Origin of the sequence: Paraoerskovia marina, assembly GCF_900105445.1 — a bacterium.
GTDB classification, from domain to species: Bacteria; Actinomycetota; Actinomycetes; order Actinomycetales; family Cellulomonadaceae; genus Paraoerskovia; species Paraoerskovia marina.
The window spans coordinates 444,840-461,553 of the sequence record NZ_LT629776.1; the positions used below are offsets into that span (position 1 = coordinate 444,840).

Annotated in this window: 13 protein-coding genes; 7 read left to right on the plus strand and 6 right to left on the minus strand. The window is 67.1% G+C overall.

Annotated elements, in window-relative coordinates; translation table 11 throughout:
- Nucleotides 1-95: 95 nt before the first annotated feature.
- The 6 genes from rsmG to rpmH all read right to left on the minus strand — a co-directional run bounded on the left by rsmG (nucleotide 96) and on the right by rpmH (nucleotide 5,365).
- Nucleotides 96-755: a 16S rRNA (guanine(527)-N(7))-methyltransferase RsmG gene (gene rsmG / locus BLU20_RS02130; RefSeq protein ID WP_083371414.1), complete on the minus strand. Its 660-nt coding sequence runs from the start codon at nucleotides 753-755 to the stop codon at nucleotides 96-98.
- A 1,995-nt stretch (nucleotides 756-2,750) separates the two neighbouring features.
- On the minus strand, nucleotides 2,751-3,269 hold the full coding sequence (locus BLU20_RS02135) for a Jag family protein (RefSeq protein WP_157270247.1): 519 nt from the start codon (nucleotides 3,267-3,269) through the stop codon (nucleotides 2,751-2,753).
- A gap of 35 nt (nucleotides 3,270-3,304) precedes the next feature.
- On the minus strand, nucleotides 3,305-4,474 hold the full coding sequence (gene yidC, locus BLU20_RS02140; protein WP_083371415.1) for a membrane protein insertase YidC: 1,170 nt from the start codon (nucleotides 4,472-4,474) through the stop codon (nucleotides 3,305-3,307).
- A gap of 53 nt (nucleotides 4,475-4,527) precedes the next feature.
- The gene (gene yidD / locus BLU20_RS02145) at nucleotides 4,528-4,866 is read right to left on the minus strand and encodes a membrane protein insertion efficiency factor YidD (protein WP_081829820.1); all 339 of its coding nucleotides are present in this window, start codon (nucleotides 4,864-4,866) and stop codon (nucleotides 4,528-4,530) included.
- Nucleotides 4,863-5,225, minus strand: coding sequence for a ribonuclease P protein component (rnpA, locus tag BLU20_RS02150; RefSeq protein ID WP_043110070.1), 363 nt, complete (start codon nucleotides 5,223-5,225; stop codon nucleotides 4,863-4,865). Before rnpA ends, yidD begins: the two co-directional genes overlap by 4 nt.
- A gap of 2 nt (nucleotides 5,226-5,227) precedes the next feature.
- Nucleotides 5,228-5,365, minus strand: a complete 138-nt coding sequence (rpmH, locus tag BLU20_RS02155) for a 50S ribosomal protein L34 (RefSeq protein ID WP_029253864.1) — start codon at nucleotides 5,363-5,365, stop codon at nucleotides 5,228-5,230.
- A 330-nt stretch (nucleotides 5,366-5,695) separates the two neighbouring features.
- On the opposite strand from rpmH, the gene dnaA reads away from it, so the two are divergent.
- The 7 genes from dnaA to gyrA all read left to right on the plus strand — a co-directional run bounded on the left by dnaA (nucleotide 5,696) and on the right by gyrA (nucleotide 16,714).
- Nucleotides 5,696-7,237, plus strand: coding sequence for a chromosomal replication initiator protein DnaA (gene dnaA / locus BLU20_RS02160; RefSeq protein ID WP_083371416.1), 1,542 nt, complete (start codon nucleotides 5,696-5,698; stop codon nucleotides 7,235-7,237).
- Between the two features lie 537 nt (nucleotides 7,238-7,774).
- Nucleotides 7,775-8,905 carry a DNA polymerase III subunit beta gene (gene dnaN / locus BLU20_RS02165; RefSeq protein ID WP_029253866.1) on the plus strand — a complete coding sequence of 377 codons (1,131 nt, stop codon included), beginning with the start codon at nucleotides 7,775-7,777 and terminating at the stop codon, nucleotides 8,903-8,905.
- A 24-nt stretch (nucleotides 8,906-8,929) separates the two neighbouring features.
- On the plus strand, nucleotides 8,930-9,823 hold the full coding sequence (gnd, locus tag BLU20_RS02170) for a phosphogluconate dehydrogenase (NAD(+)-dependent, decarboxylating) (RefSeq protein WP_083371417.1): 894 nt from the start codon (nucleotides 8,930-8,932) through the stop codon (nucleotides 9,821-9,823).
- Nucleotides 9,824-9,848: 25 nt separating this feature from the next.
- Entirely contained in the window at nucleotides 9,849-11,039 is a 1,191-nt protein-coding gene (gene recF, locus BLU20_RS02175) for a DNA replication/repair protein RecF (RefSeq protein WP_083372876.1), read from the plus strand.
- The gene (locus BLU20_RS02180) at nucleotides 11,032-11,622 is read left to right on the plus strand and encodes a DUF721 domain-containing protein (protein ID WP_083371418.1); all 591 of its coding nucleotides are present in this window, start codon (nucleotides 11,032-11,034) and stop codon (nucleotides 11,620-11,622) included. Before recF ends, BLU20_RS02180 begins: the two co-directional genes overlap by 8 nt.
- A 329-nt stretch (nucleotides 11,623-11,951) precedes the next feature.
- Nucleotides 11,952-14,003, plus strand: coding sequence for a DNA topoisomerase (ATP-hydrolyzing) subunit B (gene gyrB, locus BLU20_RS02185; protein WP_029253870.1), 2,052 nt, complete (start codon nucleotides 11,952-11,954; stop codon nucleotides 14,001-14,003).
- 140 nt (nucleotides 14,004-14,143) lie between these two features.
- Nucleotides 14,144-16,714 carry a DNA gyrase subunit A gene (gene gyrA, locus BLU20_RS02190; RefSeq protein WP_043110080.1) on the plus strand — a complete coding sequence of 857 codons (2,571 nt, stop codon included), beginning with the start codon at nucleotides 14,144-14,146 and terminating at the stop codon, nucleotides 16,712-16,714.

Genomic DNA, 16,714 nt, shown 5'->3' on the forward strand with positions numbered 1-16,714 from the left:
GGATGCCTCGCCGATCGAGTCGATCTGATCAGGCGCGCCTACCGCAGTACGACCCGCGGGTGCAGCCGTTCGTCGGACACCGACGAACCACTCCCCTATCGTCGGATTCGTACGACCGTCGTCGACTCCACTCCTGCAGCGACCTCTGCCGAAAGCACCTCTGGCTCCGACGCCTTGAACCGGCGAATGACCTTCAGCGCCTTAGGGATCTCCTGCTGGACGTTCTGCCCCTTGAGCACCACCATCTGGCCACCGACTTCCACCAGCGGTAGCGAGAGGCGGCTCAGCTTGTCCAGGGCAGCAACCGCTCTTGACGTGACCGCGGCGACCTCGAACGCGTCGTGGAACTCTTCAGCGCGACCGCGCTTGATCACCACGTTCTCGAGTCCGAGTGCCTCGACCACCTCAGCCAGCCAGGTACAGCGGCGTTCCATCGGCTCGATCAGCGTGACGGTCGCCGACGGGACCATCGCCGCGACGACTATTCCGGGCAGCCCTGCTCCGCTCCCGATGTCCGCGATCGTCGGAGCATCTCGCACGAACTGCACGACAGCCGCAGAGTTCAAGATGTGCCGCTCCCACAAGCGCGGCAGCTCCCGCGGGCCGATCAATCCTCGGAGCTCACCGTCAGTCTCGAGCATCTCGGCGAACTGCACGATCTGCGGGAGCGCCTCTCCGAGGAGTTCGCGGACAGCGGGCGACTCGGACAGCTCTCGGTCTCGCTGTGCGACTACTTCGTCGGGTGCGGCACTCATCAAGGTGGCCCTTCAGGTTAATCCAACCGGTACACACTGAGCCTATCGACCCCGAGAGCTCAAGGAGCGCTGGTCCTCATGATCTGGGGAGTGAGTTGCGACGGGCAACTGTGGACGAACGGAAACCACCGCACAGAGGTGTTTCACGTGAAACACAGATCACCGTGGGGCTGAAGCCGACCCGGCACTCGCGGCCCGCTCGACAACCTGGTGGGTGCGGCCCCGCGAGGAGTGGGACGTCACCCCCACCACGACGAGGACATAGCCACTTCCCCTCTCTCCCTCGGAACTGGCCATCAGTGCGGGCCCGACACGACTGTGCCGGCGAATTGCCGAGGTCCGGCGGATCCACGAGGTCCAGCAGGCCCCTGTCGTGGCCACAGGTCCGCAACCTTCAGCAGATCCCCGTATCGACCGTGGTGGGCAGATGGACAGCGACCACACTGCGGCCGAGGCCCCGACCTTCTGAGCAAGAGAGCATGTCTCCAGATCTTTGGTGGAGACGCTCAGTGGATCGGCGTGGACGAAGTCCTCCGGGTCGGCGTGCGCAATCTCGGGCACGGCACCCACCACCGCGCAACGTCGCAAGGAGCCGAAGATCTTCCGGTTCACTGTGACGCTGCTCAGAGAGCGACGACGGTCAGCCGCCGAGTACGGACGCTGCGGATCACGCTCAGCCCGCGGGGTGACGGTAGAGACCCCAACGTGTGGCCGACACGGAGCAGAAAAGTTAGAGCGTTGACACCGCGCCACATCGCCGCGCCACGTTTCACGTGAAACGGTCGGTGCCGCGCAGGCAGACACCGACGCACCTTCGCCCATGTCCTTCTGGAGGCCGCCACGATGAACCGCCTTCGGGCGTCGTAGTCACTCGGCTTCACCGACTGCCTGGCTCTACTCCCCTCCCCCGCCAGGTCCGATCCACTCGGTATGGGCGGCTGAGCAGATCGAAGCTCCTCGGCACCCACAACGACACACGTCCGCGCAGATGCACTCCGAACGTGGACCACACCCCGGTGTAGGCAGCCTGCCTCAACCCAGGACTCGTCACTGACGCCAGAGCTGGCCGTCCGCAATTCCTCCTGACCGCCGTCCGTACTTCCTCCTGACCCGAGCAGCGGGAACGTCAGCGTGCCACCAGACTCCGTCCGGTCCCGACCGGGCTGCCAACCCCCACCATGCCGCGAGGCGTTCCGTCGGGTCGGCCCTTCGGAAAATAGCTCTACCCACGCCGAACGGCTGACGACCTCCTCCGCCGAATCCCCGGGCCATCGCTAGGCGCACCACGTCGGCAGTTCAGGGATCGGGACAGATCTCGTTCGGGAGAGACGGGTGTCCCAACGAACCCGGACGCGCTGTGAATTCGAACGTTAACCACCGTTCAACCCGGCGTGCAGAGTGCATGCCATGGGCACCATGCCCTGGGACGCGATTGAGTGCGACTCTCGCGTACATCGCGCGTGCAGGCGGCGGTAGAGGCCACCGGATCGAGCACTGTCGGCCAAGAAGACCATCCTCAGGATTCACGGCACGGCACACCTCCCGCGGGCCTGGACTCACCCACACTCCCCCTACGTCCGCCACCGCGTTCGGAGTCTCGGCCCGTCCGACGTCTGCAATGCATGGTCCCAACCCGGGCCACCCACCTACGTCCTCCGACTCCGACAACAGTAGAACTGCCGAACTCCCTCACCCCAGCGCAGCCCCAGACCGACGAGAGAGGGCTTCGACGATGACTGTCCACTGCTCGACTCTGCGCACAGACCTGAACCGGCGACCGTCGCCCGGCATCACATACCGGACCGCTAACACGATCCGGAGCCACATCACCCAGCTCCCGACCTCTGGCACCGATGCTGTCGATCGGCCCATCTGGGCACGGCAGGAGCCACGTACGCGCCTGCGTTTCACGTGAAACCTCACGCCGAACCACAAAAGTCTGCCCCGGACAGATCTTCTGTCCGGGGCAGACCCGCGATGCTGCTCGTGAAGCTGCTACTCCGCCGCAGCCGCCTGAACGACAACGTAGCGCTCGGGGTCGACGCCCCGCGAGTCAGAACGGAGACCGGCGGCCGCGACGGCGTCATGCACGACCTTCCGCTCGAACGCGTTCATCGGCTCGAGGGACGCCTCGGGCGCGGCACCCGACTGCACCCGCTCGATTGCGATGCCGGCAAGATCCACGAGCTCGCTCCGGCGCCGCTTGCGGAAGCCTGCGACATCGAGCATCAGGCGACTCCGCTCCCCCGTCTTTGCCTGGACCGCGAGGCGGGACAGGTCCTGCAGCGCCTCCAGAACCTCTCCATCGGAGCCGACGAGTTCGTCGAGCGAACCGTCCTCGGTCAGGATCTCCACGGCCGCACGACCGTTCTCGACGTCGATGTCGATGTCGCCGTCGAGATCCGCGATGTCGAGGAGCTCCTCGAGATAGTCCGCCGCGATCTCGCCCTCTTCTTCGAGCGTTCGCAACTCCTGCGCTCCGTCGACTGCGGGCGCTGCTTCATCCTTCGACATGGGTTCACCCTTCGCGTCGAGCATCGGCTCGTCCATCACTTCTTACGCTTCTTGGAGGAGTTCCCGGATCCGCCGGACTTCTTCTGTCCAGGCTTCTTCTGTCCGGGCTTGTGCGTACGTGGCTTCTGACCGTTCGGCTTCTGGGGAGCCGACGAGCTCTGCGGAGCCGATGCCGGCTCCGCGGCGGACTCGCCAGCGTCGTCGCTGCCTTCGGCTGTCGCATCCGAGCCGGCCTGCTCCGAAGCGGCGCCCTGCGAGGACGCCGCCGGCTTCGGACCCGCTGCACGGTTCTTGCGCTTGGGCTGCTGACGCTGTCCGCGGGGCTTCTCCTCCACCGCAGGTGTCTCTTCCTCTGGCGGCAGGCCCTTGGCGATCCGCTTCTTGGCCTTCTTCTCCTTCAGTCGACGCTCAGCCTCCGAACCGGGGGCTGGCATCCGGGAGATCGTGTAGTACTGCTGCCCCATCGACCAGACATTCGTGGTCGACCAGTAGACGAGGACACCGACGGGGAAGTTCACACCCGAGACGAGGAAGATCAGCGGGAACAAGTACAGCATCATCTTCTGCGTCTGAGCCGCGGGGCCCTCGAGCGCAGCAGGCGGCATGTTCTTCATCGTGAGCTGGCGCTGCGTGAAGAACGTCGTCCCGACCATGAGCAGGATCAGGCAGCCGATGACGATCTTCGCCTGGATCGAGTCGGTCTGCAGGAAGACGTCGGAGAGCTGCGCACCGAACACGGTCGAGCGCTCGATGTCGGAGGCGACCTCCTGGGTGATCGGACCCAGGGCGTCCTGACTCCCCTCCGCGATCGGCTGCAGGCTGTTCAGCACGCGGAAGAGCGCGAAGAAGATCGGCATCTGCAGAAGGATCGGGAGGCACGACGCGAACGGGTTCGTGCCGTGCTTCTTGTACAGCGCCATCGTCTCGCGGCTCATGGCCTCGCGCGACGCCGGGTCCTTCTTGTTCTTGTACTTCTTCTGGATCGCCTGCATCTCGGGCTGGATCAGCTGCATGCCTCGGGATGCGTTGATCTGCTTGAAGAACAGCGGGATGAGGGCGACACGGATGATGATGACGAGACCGACGATGGACAGCACCCAGGCAGGGCCAGGACCGTCGGAGAACCCGAGTAACAGCAGGCCCTGGTGGCACAGTTGCATGATCCATGCGACTGCCCACTCGATGGGGTAGAGAATCTGAAACATCGCTGGAGTGCTCCTCGTGGTCGGTCACCCGTGGTGCTGCGGTGAGCCGGCTTTCAGTGGTGGTCGTGCGTGGTCTCGTCCCGTCGAGTCGCTGGCACGTCGTCCACGCCGCCATCGCTCCACGGATTGCACCGCAGGACCCGCCAGGCGGCGAGCCCACTCCCCCGCAGCGCACCATGGCGTTGTACCGCGATCAGGGCGTACTGCGAGCAAGAGGGGTAGTACTTGCAGGTGGGACCCGTCATCGGTGAGATCACCGACTGGTAGGCGCGCACGATGCCCACGAGCACGAGTACAGGGATCTTCCGGACGAATCGGAGTGCACGTCGCCACCCGCTGACGCGGGGCGGAGCTACCGCTGATTCGGTCCTCGGAGCCGTCGGCGCCGTCACCTCGAGCCCCCGCGGGTCCGCGTGCGTCGCAGACAGCGGTCGAGGTCGGCCTCCAGCGTGCTGTAGTCCGCGCCGGCCGACGCGGGCAGCGCACGGACGACGGTCGTGGATCCCGCCGGGAGCTCCTCGAGGTGGGACCGGAACGCTCCACGAAGGCGTCGCTTCACGAGATTCCGCTCGACGGCGTTCCCGACCTGCTTCGACACGACGAACCCGACGGTGGGCACAGCAATGCTCCCGGCGTCGTCAGACGCCGGGAGCATGTGCACAACGAGTGTTGAACTACCGGCACGCGCTCCACGTCGCACCGCTGCTCGGAAGTCCGGGGAGCGGCGAAGTCGGTGTGCCGGTGGAAGCACTCTCAGGCAGAGAGCTCGGAACGGCCCTTGCGACGGCGCGCAGCGAGAACCGCGCGGCCACCGCGCGTGCGCATGCGCAGACGGAAGCCGTGGGTCTTCGCACGACGACGGTTGTTCGGCTGGAAGGTCCGCTTGCTCACGAGGTGCTCCAAGGTCGGGGCGCATCACCGCGGGTCGGTCATGCACTGGTGTTGCAGGTTCATGTGGCCGCTGAGCGTTCGACGCACGGTCCTGGTGTTCAGGCTCACGGGCACGCCGAAACTGCTCGGAACGGCTGTATGACGTTACGCCGCCGTGCGGCGTCAAGTCAAACCGGCTCACCCTAGCGCGCCCATGACCGGAGCGCACGCACCACCGCGCCCTGAGCCGTGCGGCACCGACCTCACAGGCTGTGGAAAACTATGTGGAAAACCGGAGTGCGTGGCAGACTCCGGCTCAGCCATCAGCCCGTCAGCAGGGAAGGGAACCCCGTGCCCGCAGCGGAAGTCAGCATCGACGAGGTCTGGGAACAGACGATCGCGACACTCGGGTCCAACCCCCACATGACACGACGCCAGATGGGCTACGTCAAGATGGCGAAGCCCCGAGCAGTCTTCGAGGGAAACGTCTTCCTCGCCGTGCCCGCAGATCACGTGCGGACGTTCATCGAGTCCAGCCTCCGCGACGATCTCGTCGAAGCGCTGACGTCCGTGCTGGGGACGGAGGTCCGGTTCGCCATCTCGGTCGAGCCCGACATGGACGTCCAGCCGCCGACGGGGCCCTCCCCCGACTCGGTCGAGGAGTCTCCCGCGTTCCTGTCCCCACGTCGCTCAGGACCGCCGTCACAGGGCGAGGACGCCGACCCCTTCGCCACGGGGTCCGACGCCTTGGACGCCGACGGCGACGACGGCGACGGCGACGACGAAGCCTTCGAGCGTCCCTCCCCCGCGGACGTGGCGCCCAGCCGCAGGAGCCCCGAGCCACGCCGGCAGGCCGAGCCGTCGCGTCTCAACCCGAAGTACATCTTCGAGACGTTCGTCATCGGAGCCTCCAACCGGTTCGCCCACGCCGCGGCGGTGGCGGTCGCCGAAGCCCCGGCCAAGGCCTACAACCCTCTGTTCATCTACGGGGACTCCGGCCTCGGCAAGACCCACCTCCTGCACGCGATCGGCCACTACGCCTACAACCTGTATCCACACGTGCGCGTGCGGTACGTGAACTCCGAGGAGTTCACCAACGACTTCATCAACAGCATCGGTGAGGGCAAGGCGGGCGCCTTCCAGCGCCGGTACCGCGACGTCGACGTCCTCCTCATCGACGACATCCAGTTCCTCCAGGGCAAGGAACAGACGATGGAGGAGTTCTTCCACACGTTCAACGCGCTCCACAACGCGAACAAGCAGGTGGTGATCACCTCGGACCTGCCGCCCAAGCAGCTCGCGGGCTTCGAGGCTCGACTGCGGTCCCGCTTCGAGTGGGGTCTCATCACCGACGTCCAGCCCCCCGACCTCGAGACGCGCATCGCGATCCTCCGCAAGAAGGCGAGCCGGGAGAACCTCGCGGCGCCCAACGACGTCCTCTCCTACATCGCCTCGAAGATCTCCTCGAACATCCGTGAGCTCGAGGGAGCGCTGATCCGTGTCACGGCGTTCGCGAACCTGAATCGGCAGCAGGTGGACCTCGCTCTCGCAGAGATCGTCCTGAAGGACCTCATCACCGACGACGAGCCGCAGGAGATCACCCCCGCCGTCGTGATCGCCCAGACCGCCGGCTACTTCGGTCTCACCATCGACGATCTGTGTGGGACGTCGCGCTCACGTGTGCTCGTCACGGCACGTCAGATCGCGATGTACCTCTGCCGGGAGCTCACCGACCTGTCGCTGCCCAAGATCGGGCAGCAGTTCGGTGGCCGGGACCACACGACGGTGATGCACGCGAACCGGAAGATCGCCGACCAGATGGCGGAGCGTCGATCGACCTACAACCAGGTCACCGAGCTCACCAGCAGGATCAAGCAGCAGCCGCACCGGTGATTCTGTCCCCCGTGCCGCCGTCCACATCCGTGTGGACGGCGGCATCTGTGCATTCGGGCCCGTCCGTCCACATGAAGGTGCTTGAGATTTCCCTCTATAGAACTAGTTCGTCGTAGTCATCGGGGCTGTGGAACTTGTGGGTAACCGGTGTTTTCGCAGGTCAGAGGCATGTTCTGCCTGTGTGCATCCTGTCCACGAAAATGTGGACAAGTCGCAGCCCCTGTGGATCGACAGAAGTTACCCACACTCTGCCCACAGGTACCCCACGTTGCGTCCACAGCGACACCGGCCCTGTCCACACTTGTCCACAGCACTGCACACAGGTGTGTACAAGTGTTCGAATCCAGAACCTTCCTGTTTCCACATCTTCTGTGGACGAGTGTGGACAACACTGTGGACGCCGATGAACGGTACAAAGTCGACGTCGCGCCAGATGTCCGTCAGGCCCTGGCTCGCGTAGTGTGCAACCACGGTCGATCTCGCGTGAATCACGAGATTCGGCCGTGATCACTGACATTTGGACGAGAGGGTTCGAGGATGAGGTTCCGGGTCGAGCGGGATGTCCTTGCCGACGCAGTGACATGGACTGCCAGAACGCTCCCCACCCGCCCGCCGGCACCCGTGCTGGCCGGCGTGCGTATCGAGGCGTCGTCCGAGGGAACGCTGAGTCTCTCCACGTTCGACTACGAGGTGTCGGCTCGTTCCGAGATCCCGGCGGACGTCTCCGAGTCCGGCACCGTGCTCGTCTCGGGCCGCCTGCTGGCGGAGATCTCTCGTGCTCTGCCGAACAAGCCGGTGGACGTCTCCGTGGACGGGTCCAAGGTCGTCGTCACGTGCGGGGCCAGCCGCTTCACGCTGCTGACGATGCCGGTGGAGGACTACCCCGCCCTCCCGGCGATGCCGGAGCTCAGCGGCACGGTCTCCGGCGACGAGTTCACGCACGCGGTCGCCCAGGTCGGTGTCGCCGCCAGTCGCGACGACACACTCCCCCTGCTGACGGGCGTGCGGATGGAGATCGAGGGCGAGAACATCACGCTCCTCGCCACCGACCGCTATCGCCTCGCGCTGCGCGAGATGACGTGGACGCCGGCCTCGCCGTCGATCTCCCAGGTCGCTCTCGTGCGGGCACGCACGCTGAACGACGTCGCGAAGGCCCTCGGTTCGTCGGGCAAGGTCAACATGGGCCTGAGCACCGGCGCGGGGGTCGACCTCATCGGGTTCGAGGCCGGCGGTCGGCACACGACGTCGCAGCTCGTCGACGGTGACTACCCACCGGTCCGTCGTCTGTTCCCGGACGAGAGCCCGATCCGTGCCGTCGTGGCCACCTCACCGCTGATCGAGGCGGCCAAGCGGGTCGCGCTCGTCGCCGAGCGCAACACACCGATCCGCCTCTCCTTCAGCGAGGGGCAGGTCGTGCTCGACGCCGGGCAGGGAGACGACGCGCAGGCGTCCGAGGCGCTCGAGGCCTCGCTCGACGGCGAGGACATCTCGGTCGCGTTCAACCCGCAGTTCCTGCTGGACGGCCTCGGCGCCATGGGTACCGACTTCGTCCGCCTCGGCTTCACGCACCCGAACAAGCCGGTGGAGTTCGTCGGGCAGGAGTCTCTCGAGGGAGAGCCGTCCACCGGATACCGCTACCTGCTGGTCCCCATCCGGTTCGCCAGCTAGTCCTGGAACACCCTGGAGGTACTCATGCACATCGGCATCGTGGGTCTCGGCAAGATGGGCGCGAACATGCGTACCCGCCTGAGAGCAGCGGGTATCGAGGTGACGGGGTACGACCAGAACCCTGAGGTCAGCGACGTCCCCTCGCTGACCGCCCTGGCGGACGCTCTCGAGGACGAGCGCCGCATCGTCTGGGTCATGGTGCCGGCCGGCGACATCACCCGCGGGGTGGTCGAGGAGCTCGCCGGCATCCTCCGCGCGGGCGACATCGTGATCGACGGCGGGAACTCGCACTATGTCGACGACGCCGAGCACGCGCGTGTCCTGGCCGAGCACGGCATCGACTATCTCGACGTCGGCGTCTCGGGCGGTGTGTGGGGCCTGGAGAACGGATACGGCCTCATGGCAGGCGGTGACGCGGCCGTGGTCGACGTCGCGATGCCCGTCTTCGACGCGCTGCGCCCGGAGGGCCCGCGGGACGAGGGGTTCGTCCACGCGGGCGACGTCGGTGCGGGCCACTACGCGAAGATGGTGCACAACGGCATCGAGTACGGCCTCATGCAGGCGTACGCCGAGGGCTACGAGCTGTTGACGGCCAAGGACGTCGTCCATGACGTCACGGGGACCATGAAGGCGTGGACCCGGGGTACGGTCGTCCGCTCCTGGCTTCTCGAGCTCCTCGTCGCCGCCCTCGAGGAGGATCCCTCACTCGGCAGCATCGACGATTTCGTCGCCGACTCGGGCGAAGGGCGCTGGACCGTGGACGAGGCGATCGACAACGCGGTGCCCCTGCCGGTGATCTCCGCGGCGTTGTTCGCCCGGTTCTCGAGCCGTCAGGTCCAGTCGCCGGCGATGAAGGCGGTCGCGGCTCTGCGTCACCAGTTCGGTGGCCACGCGACGAAGCCGTCCGCCGACGGGTGACCGTGTACACCTGCAGTTCTCTCTGATGTACGTCTCACATCTCTCGCTGGTCGACTACCGGTCCTACGCCCAGGCCGACGTGGAGCTCGACCCGGGGATCAACGCGTTCGTCGGCCCCAACGGCCAGGGCAAGACCAACCTCGTCGAGGCGATCGGGTACCTGGCGACGCTCGGCAGCCACCGGGTCTCTGGCGACGCTGCCCTCGTGCGAGCCGGGGCCGAGCGCGCGATGATCCGCAGCCGCGTCGTCCGGGGAGACCGGGCCCAGACCGTCGAGCTGGAGATCACCCCGGGACGGTCCAACCGGGGGCGGGTCAACAGGGGCGCACCGGGTCGGGCGCGCGACGTCCTCGGAATCGTGCGGACAGTGCTCTTCGCGCCTGAGGACCTTGCTCTGGTCAAGGGTGATCCGGCAGGCCGTCGACGGTTCCTCGACCAGCTCTCCGTGCTCCTGGTCCCCCGCGCCTCGGCGACCCTCTCCGACTACGACCGCGTCCTGCGTCAGCGCAACGCCCTGCTCAAGCAGGCCTCCGTCCGCGCACGTCGGGGCGACGTCGCCGCCGAGCTCACGACTCTGGAGGTGTGGAACGACAGGCTCGCGGACCTCGGAGCCCAGGTCCTCGCGCTGCGGCTCGAGGCGATCGCTGCGCTGCGACCGTACGTGGCGTCCGCGTACGAGGAGGTCAGCGGCGGTCAGGGAAATGCCGAGATCACCTACGTCCCGACGGTCGAGGACCTCTCCCCCGGCGTCGGCGGCACCGTCCCCGACGTCGCGGAGATCCAGCGCGCGTTCTCGGCCCAGCTCGTGGAGTCCCGGGACCGGGAGATCGAGCGTGGCATCAGCCTCGTCGGCCCCCACCGCGACGAGCTCCAGCTGGACCTCGGCGACCTGCCGGCCAAGGGCTATGCGAGCCACGGAGAGTCCTGGTCCTTCGCCCTGGCGCTTCGACTGGCCTCCTTCCACGTGATGACGCAAGGGGTTCCGGACGACCTGCGGCTCCTGGCGGGCGCGGCGGACTGGGGGGCGCACGGTGAGCCAGTCCTGGTGCTCGACGACGTCTTCGCCGAGCTCGACGTGCGCCGTCGGGAACGTCTGGCGGGGATTGTGTCGACGGCCGGGCAGGTCCTGGTCACCGCGGCCGTGCCTGACGACGTGCCCGGGGTCCTCGACGGGGCGCGCTTCCGTGTCCGGACGGGTGAGGTGACCCGTGAGTGATCCGTCCGTCCCGGCCGCGCCTGAGGGGGAGGACGGGGACGACGGCGCACCTGTCGCCGACCATCGTCCCCTCGCCGAGCGCGTCGACCTCACTCCCCCGGCCTCGGTCGCGCGCGCGGCACTGGACCGTGCCCGGCTCCAGGCGAAGGAACGGGGGATCCGGCCGGGGCGACGTCGTCCCAGCCCGCTGGCGGACGCGGCGACCGCCGAGCGCAAGGGGCCCGGCGCGCGCGACCCCCAGCTCTTCGGCGACGCCATCACCAACCTGCTGCGCCAACGGGGGTGGACGGCAGACGTCACGGTGGGCGGGGTCGTGGGCAGGTGGAGGGAGATCGTCGGCGACGACGTCGCGAACCACTGCGTCGCCGAGACGTTCCACGACAAGGTCCTCGTGATCCGTGCGGACTCCACCGCCTGGGCGACGCAGATGCGGATCCTGACCCCGCAGGTGCTGAACACGATCGCGAAGGAGGTGGGGGACGGAGTCGTCACGGAGCTGACGGTGCTCGGGCCCGCCGGCCCGTCCTTCAAGCGGGGCCCCAGATCCGTCCGAGGAAAGGGCCCGCGCGACACGTGGGGATGAACCTCGTGCCCGCGGGTCGGTGTCGACGGATGGTCGTCAGCAGGCGATTCGTGCCCCCGGTGGAAAAGCCTGTGGAAAACTCTGTGGACGGGCCCGTTCATCCACCAGTTTCTGCGGTTTTGCGGGTAGGATAGGGCTGTCAGTCCGGGTCCCCCGTGGGTCGGTCGTGCAGGTGCCCCCACCGGTCCGATCTCCTCTCGTGGGGTTCGGAACGCGTGATCGGTGAGTTTCCCCACCCCGTGGGGTGCTCACGACGACGAGGAGCCTCTCAACCCGTGGAAAACCAGAGCAATCCCACCGTTCCCGGCCCTCACGACGATCCTTCGCCCGTGGTTGGTACGACGCCGGAGGTCAAGGCACAGGAGCCGCACGCCGGATCGTACGACGCAGGCAACATCACCGTCCTCGAGGGCCTTGAGGCTGTTCGCAAGCGTCCTGGCATGTACATCGGGTCGACGGGAGAGCGTGGCCTCCATCACCTCGTGTACGAGGTTGTGGATAACTCTGTGGACGAGGCCCTCGCCGGTCACGCCGACACGATCGACGTCGCACTCCTCGCGAACGGCGGGGTGCGTGTCTCCGACAACGGGCGCGGCATTCCGGTCGCGATGCACCCCACGGAGAACCGGCCGACGGTCGAGGTCGTCATGACGATCCTGCACGCGGGCGGGAAGTTCGGCGGGGGCGGGTACGCGGTCTCCGGAGGTCTCCACGGCGTGGGTATCTCCGTGGTGAACGCGCTCTCCGAGAAGGTGGAGACCGTCGTCCGCCGCGACGGCTACGTCTGGTCGCAGCGCTTTGCCGACGGAGGCGTCCCCCAGACCGGGCTCGACCAGGGCGAGGCGACCGAAGAGACGGGTACGACGCAGACCTTCTGGCCCGACGGGACCATCTTCGAGACGACGCACTTCGACTTCGAGACCCTCCGCGCCCGGTTCCAGCAGATGGCGTTCCTCAACAAGGGACTGCGCATCACGCTGACGGACGAGCGACCCGGATACATCGACACCGACGACGAGGTCACGGGCAGCGACGAGCTCGACGACGAGGCGACCGAGGGAGCCGAGGCACACAAGCCGCGCGTCGTCTCGTACAAGTACGACGGCGGGCTCGTCGACTACGTCAAGCACCTGAACAGCGCCAAGAAGGTCGACCTGGTCCACGAGGAGATCATCGACTTCGAGTCGGAGGACACGGAGAAGCGCATCTCCGCCGAGATCGCGCTGCAGTGGACAAGTGCGTACTCCGAATCTGTACACACCTATGCGAACACGATCTCGACCACCGAGGGCGGGACGCACGAGGAGGGCTTCCGTGCGGCGATGACGTCGCTCGTCAACTCCTACGCGCGCGAGAAGAACATCATCAAGGAGAAGGACGACAACCTCACGGGCGACGACATCCGCGAGGGCCTGACCGCCGTCGTGTCCGTCAAGCTCGGCGAGCCGCAGTTCGAGGGCCAGACCAAGACCAAGCTGGGCAACACCGAGGCCAAGACCTTCGTCCAGCGCATCGTCCGCGAGCGTCTCACCGACTGGTTCGACTCCCACCCCACCGAGGCCCGGGACATCATCCGCAAGGCGATCCAGGCCTCGCAGGCGCGGATGGCCGCGCGCAAGGCCCGCGAGGCCACGCGCCGCAAGGGCCTGCTCGAGTCGGGCGGCATGCCCGGCAAGCTGCGCGACTGCCAGTCGAACGACGCCTCGCTCTGCGAGGTGTACATCGTCGAGGGTGACTCCGCCGGCGGTTCCGCCGTGCGTGGCCGCAACCCGGAGTACCAGGCGATCCTCCCGATCCGCGGAAAGATCCTGAACGTCGAGCGTGCGCGGCTCGACCGTGCACTGGGCAACCAGGAGGTCCAGGCGATCATCACCGCGTTCGGCGCGGGGATCGGCGAGGACTTTGACATCAGCAAGCTGCGGTACCACAAGATCGTCCTGATGGCCGATGCCGACGTCGACGGCCAGCACATCAACACGCTGCTCCTGACACTGCTGTTCCGCTACATGCGGCCGTTGATCGAGGGCGGGCACGTCTACCTCGCACAGCCACCCCTGTACCGCCTGAAGTGGTCGAACGCCCCGCACGACTACGTGTACTCCGACCGGGAGCGCGACGTGTTCCTCGCCGCCGGCCAGGCCGAGGGCAAGCGGATCCCCAAGGACAACGGCATCCAGCGCTACAAGGGTCTCGGCGAGATGGACTACTCCGAGCTCTGGGACACCACGATGGACCCCGAGCACCGGACCCTGCTGCAGGTCACGATGGACGACGCTGCCGCTGCCGACGAGATCTTCTCCGTGCTGATGGGTGAGGACGTGGAGTCACGTCGTGGGTTCATCCAGCGCAACGCCAAGGACGTGAGGTTCCTGGACATCTAGCGCACCGCCGCTCTGAGCCCAGGACGGCCCGGCCTGATGCCGGGTGCCCAACCGAGACGAGGTAACACGTGACCGACGAGCAGACTCCTGACCAGGACCCCACGCCCGAGACCCCTGCAGTACCCACCGGCGAGGACGCGGTGGCCGCGGCCGCCGCCCTGGCCGTGCACCACGGCCGGATCGAGCCCGTGGACCTGCAGCTCGAGATGCAGCGCTCCTACCTCGACTACGCGATGAGCGTGATCGTGGGCCGTGCGCTCCCCGACGTGCGGGACGGCCTCAAGCCCGTGCACCGCCGCGTGCTCTACGCGATGTACGACGGGGGCTACCGTCCGGACCGCTCGTTCTCGAAGTGCTCGCGCGTCGTCGGCGACGTGATGGGGAAGTTCCACCCCCACGGTGACTCGGCGATCTACGACGCACTGGTCCGCCTGGTCCAGGACTGGTCGATGCGCTACCCGCTCGTCGCGGGTCAGGGGAACTTCGGCTCCCCCGGAAACGACCCCGCGGCCGCGCCGCGATACACGGAGTGCAAGATGGCTCCGCTCGCGCTCGAGATGGTCCGCGACATCGACAAGGACACCGTCGACTTCGGCGACAACTACGACGGGCGCACGCAGGAACCGCTGATCCTCCCGTCGCGGATCCCCAACCTGCTGGTGAACGGATCCTCGGGCATCGCCGTCGGCATGGCCACGAACATCCCGCCGCACAACCTGCGCGAGGTCGCGGAGGGCGTGCGCTGGCACCTCGAGAACCCTGACGCGAGCAAGGAGGAGCTGCTGGAGGCTCTCCTGCAGCGGATCAAGGGACCGGACTTCCCGACGGGCGCCTCCGTGCTGGGGCACGCCGGGATCGAGGAGGCCTACCGGACGGGCCGTGGGTCGATCACGATGCGCGCGATCGTGAACGTCGAGGAGATCCAGAACCGCATCTGCCTCGTCGTCACCGAGCTGCCGTACCAGGTGAACCCCGACAACCTGGCTCTAAAGATCGCGGACCTCGTCAAGGACGGTCGTATCCAGGGCATCGCGGACATCCGCGACGAGACCTCGGGTCGTACAGGTCAGCGACTCGTGATTGTACTGAAGCGCGACGCCGTCGCGAAGGTCGTGCTCAACAACCTGTACAAGCACACGCAGCTGCAGGACAACTTCAGCGCCAACATGCTCGCGCTCGTCGACGGCGTCCCCCGGACGCTCAGCCTGGACGCCTTCATCCGGCACTGGACCACCCACCAGATGGACGTCATCGTCCGCCGCACCAACTACCTCCTCAACGAGGCCGAGCAGCGCATCCACATCTACCGCGGATACCTCAAGGCGCTTGACCAGCTCGACGAGGTCATCGCCCTCATCCGCCGCTCCCCCGACGCCGACGCCGCGCGCACCGGCCTGATGGAGCTGCTCGGCGTGGACGAGCGGCAGGCCCGCGCGATCCTCGACATGCAGCTCCGCCGGCTCGCCGCGCTGCAGCGCCAGGAGATCATCGACGAGCACGACAACCTGCAGCGTCTGATCACCGAGTACCGCGCGATCCTGGCGGACGAGAACCGTCAGCGCGAGATCGTGCGCGAGGAGCTCGACGAGATCGTCGACAAGTGGGGCGACGACCGCCGCACGACGATCCTCCCGTACGGCGGCGAGGTCTCGATGGAGGACCTCATCGCCGAGGAGGACGTGGTGGTCACGATCACCCGCGGTGGGTACGTCAAGCGGACCCGCTCCGACAACTACCGCGCACAGCGTCGCGGCGGCAAGGGCGTGCGGGGTGCACAACTGCGCGAGGACGACATCGTCGACCACTTCTTCGTCACGACGACGCACCACTGGCTGTTGTTCTTCACGAACCTCGGTCGTGTGTACCGCGCGAAGGCCTACGAGCTCCCCGAGGGCGGCCGGGACGCCAAGGGTCAGCACGTGGCCAACCTGCTGGCGTTCCAGCCCGGCGAGAAGATCGCCCAGGTGCTGGGCATGCGCGACTACGACGCCGCGGAATACCTGGTCCTCGCGACCCGCCGCGGTCTGGTGAAGAAGACACGCCTGAGCGAGTACAACTCCCCCCGCAGCGGCGGCCTGATCGCCATCAACCTGCGCGAGGACGACGAGGGCGTGGCGGACGAGCTCGTCGCCGCACGCCTGGTCGACGCGACCGACGACATGATCCTCGTCTCGCGCAAGGGCCAGTCCATCCGCTTCCAGGCGAACGACGACGCGATCCGCCCGCTGGGCCGCGCGACGTCGGGCGTCACGGGGATGAAGTTCCGCGAGGACGACGAGCTGCTCTCGGCGGACGTGGTCGTGCCAGGGTGCGACCTCTTCGTCGTCACCGAGGGTGGGTTTGCCAAGCGCACGCCGATCGACCAGTACCGCGTGCAGGGCCGCGGCGGGCTCGGCATCAAGGTCGCGAACCTCGTCGAGGCGCGCGGGGATCTCGTGGGCGCGCTGATCACCGAGGCGGACGACGAGGTGCTCGTCATCATGGAGCGCGGCAAGATCGTGCGGTCCGCGGTCGCAGAGGTCAACCTCACGGGGCGCAACACCCAGGGCGTGACCTTCGCGAAGCCGGGCAAGAACGACCGGATCATCGCCGTCGCGCGGAACGTCGAGAGTCGACTTGCCGAGGATGGCGCTACGGTGGACGACACCGACCCAGCCACTGGCGGCGGATCTGCAGCAGATGCGGATGCGGCCACGAGCGAGGAAGCCTGA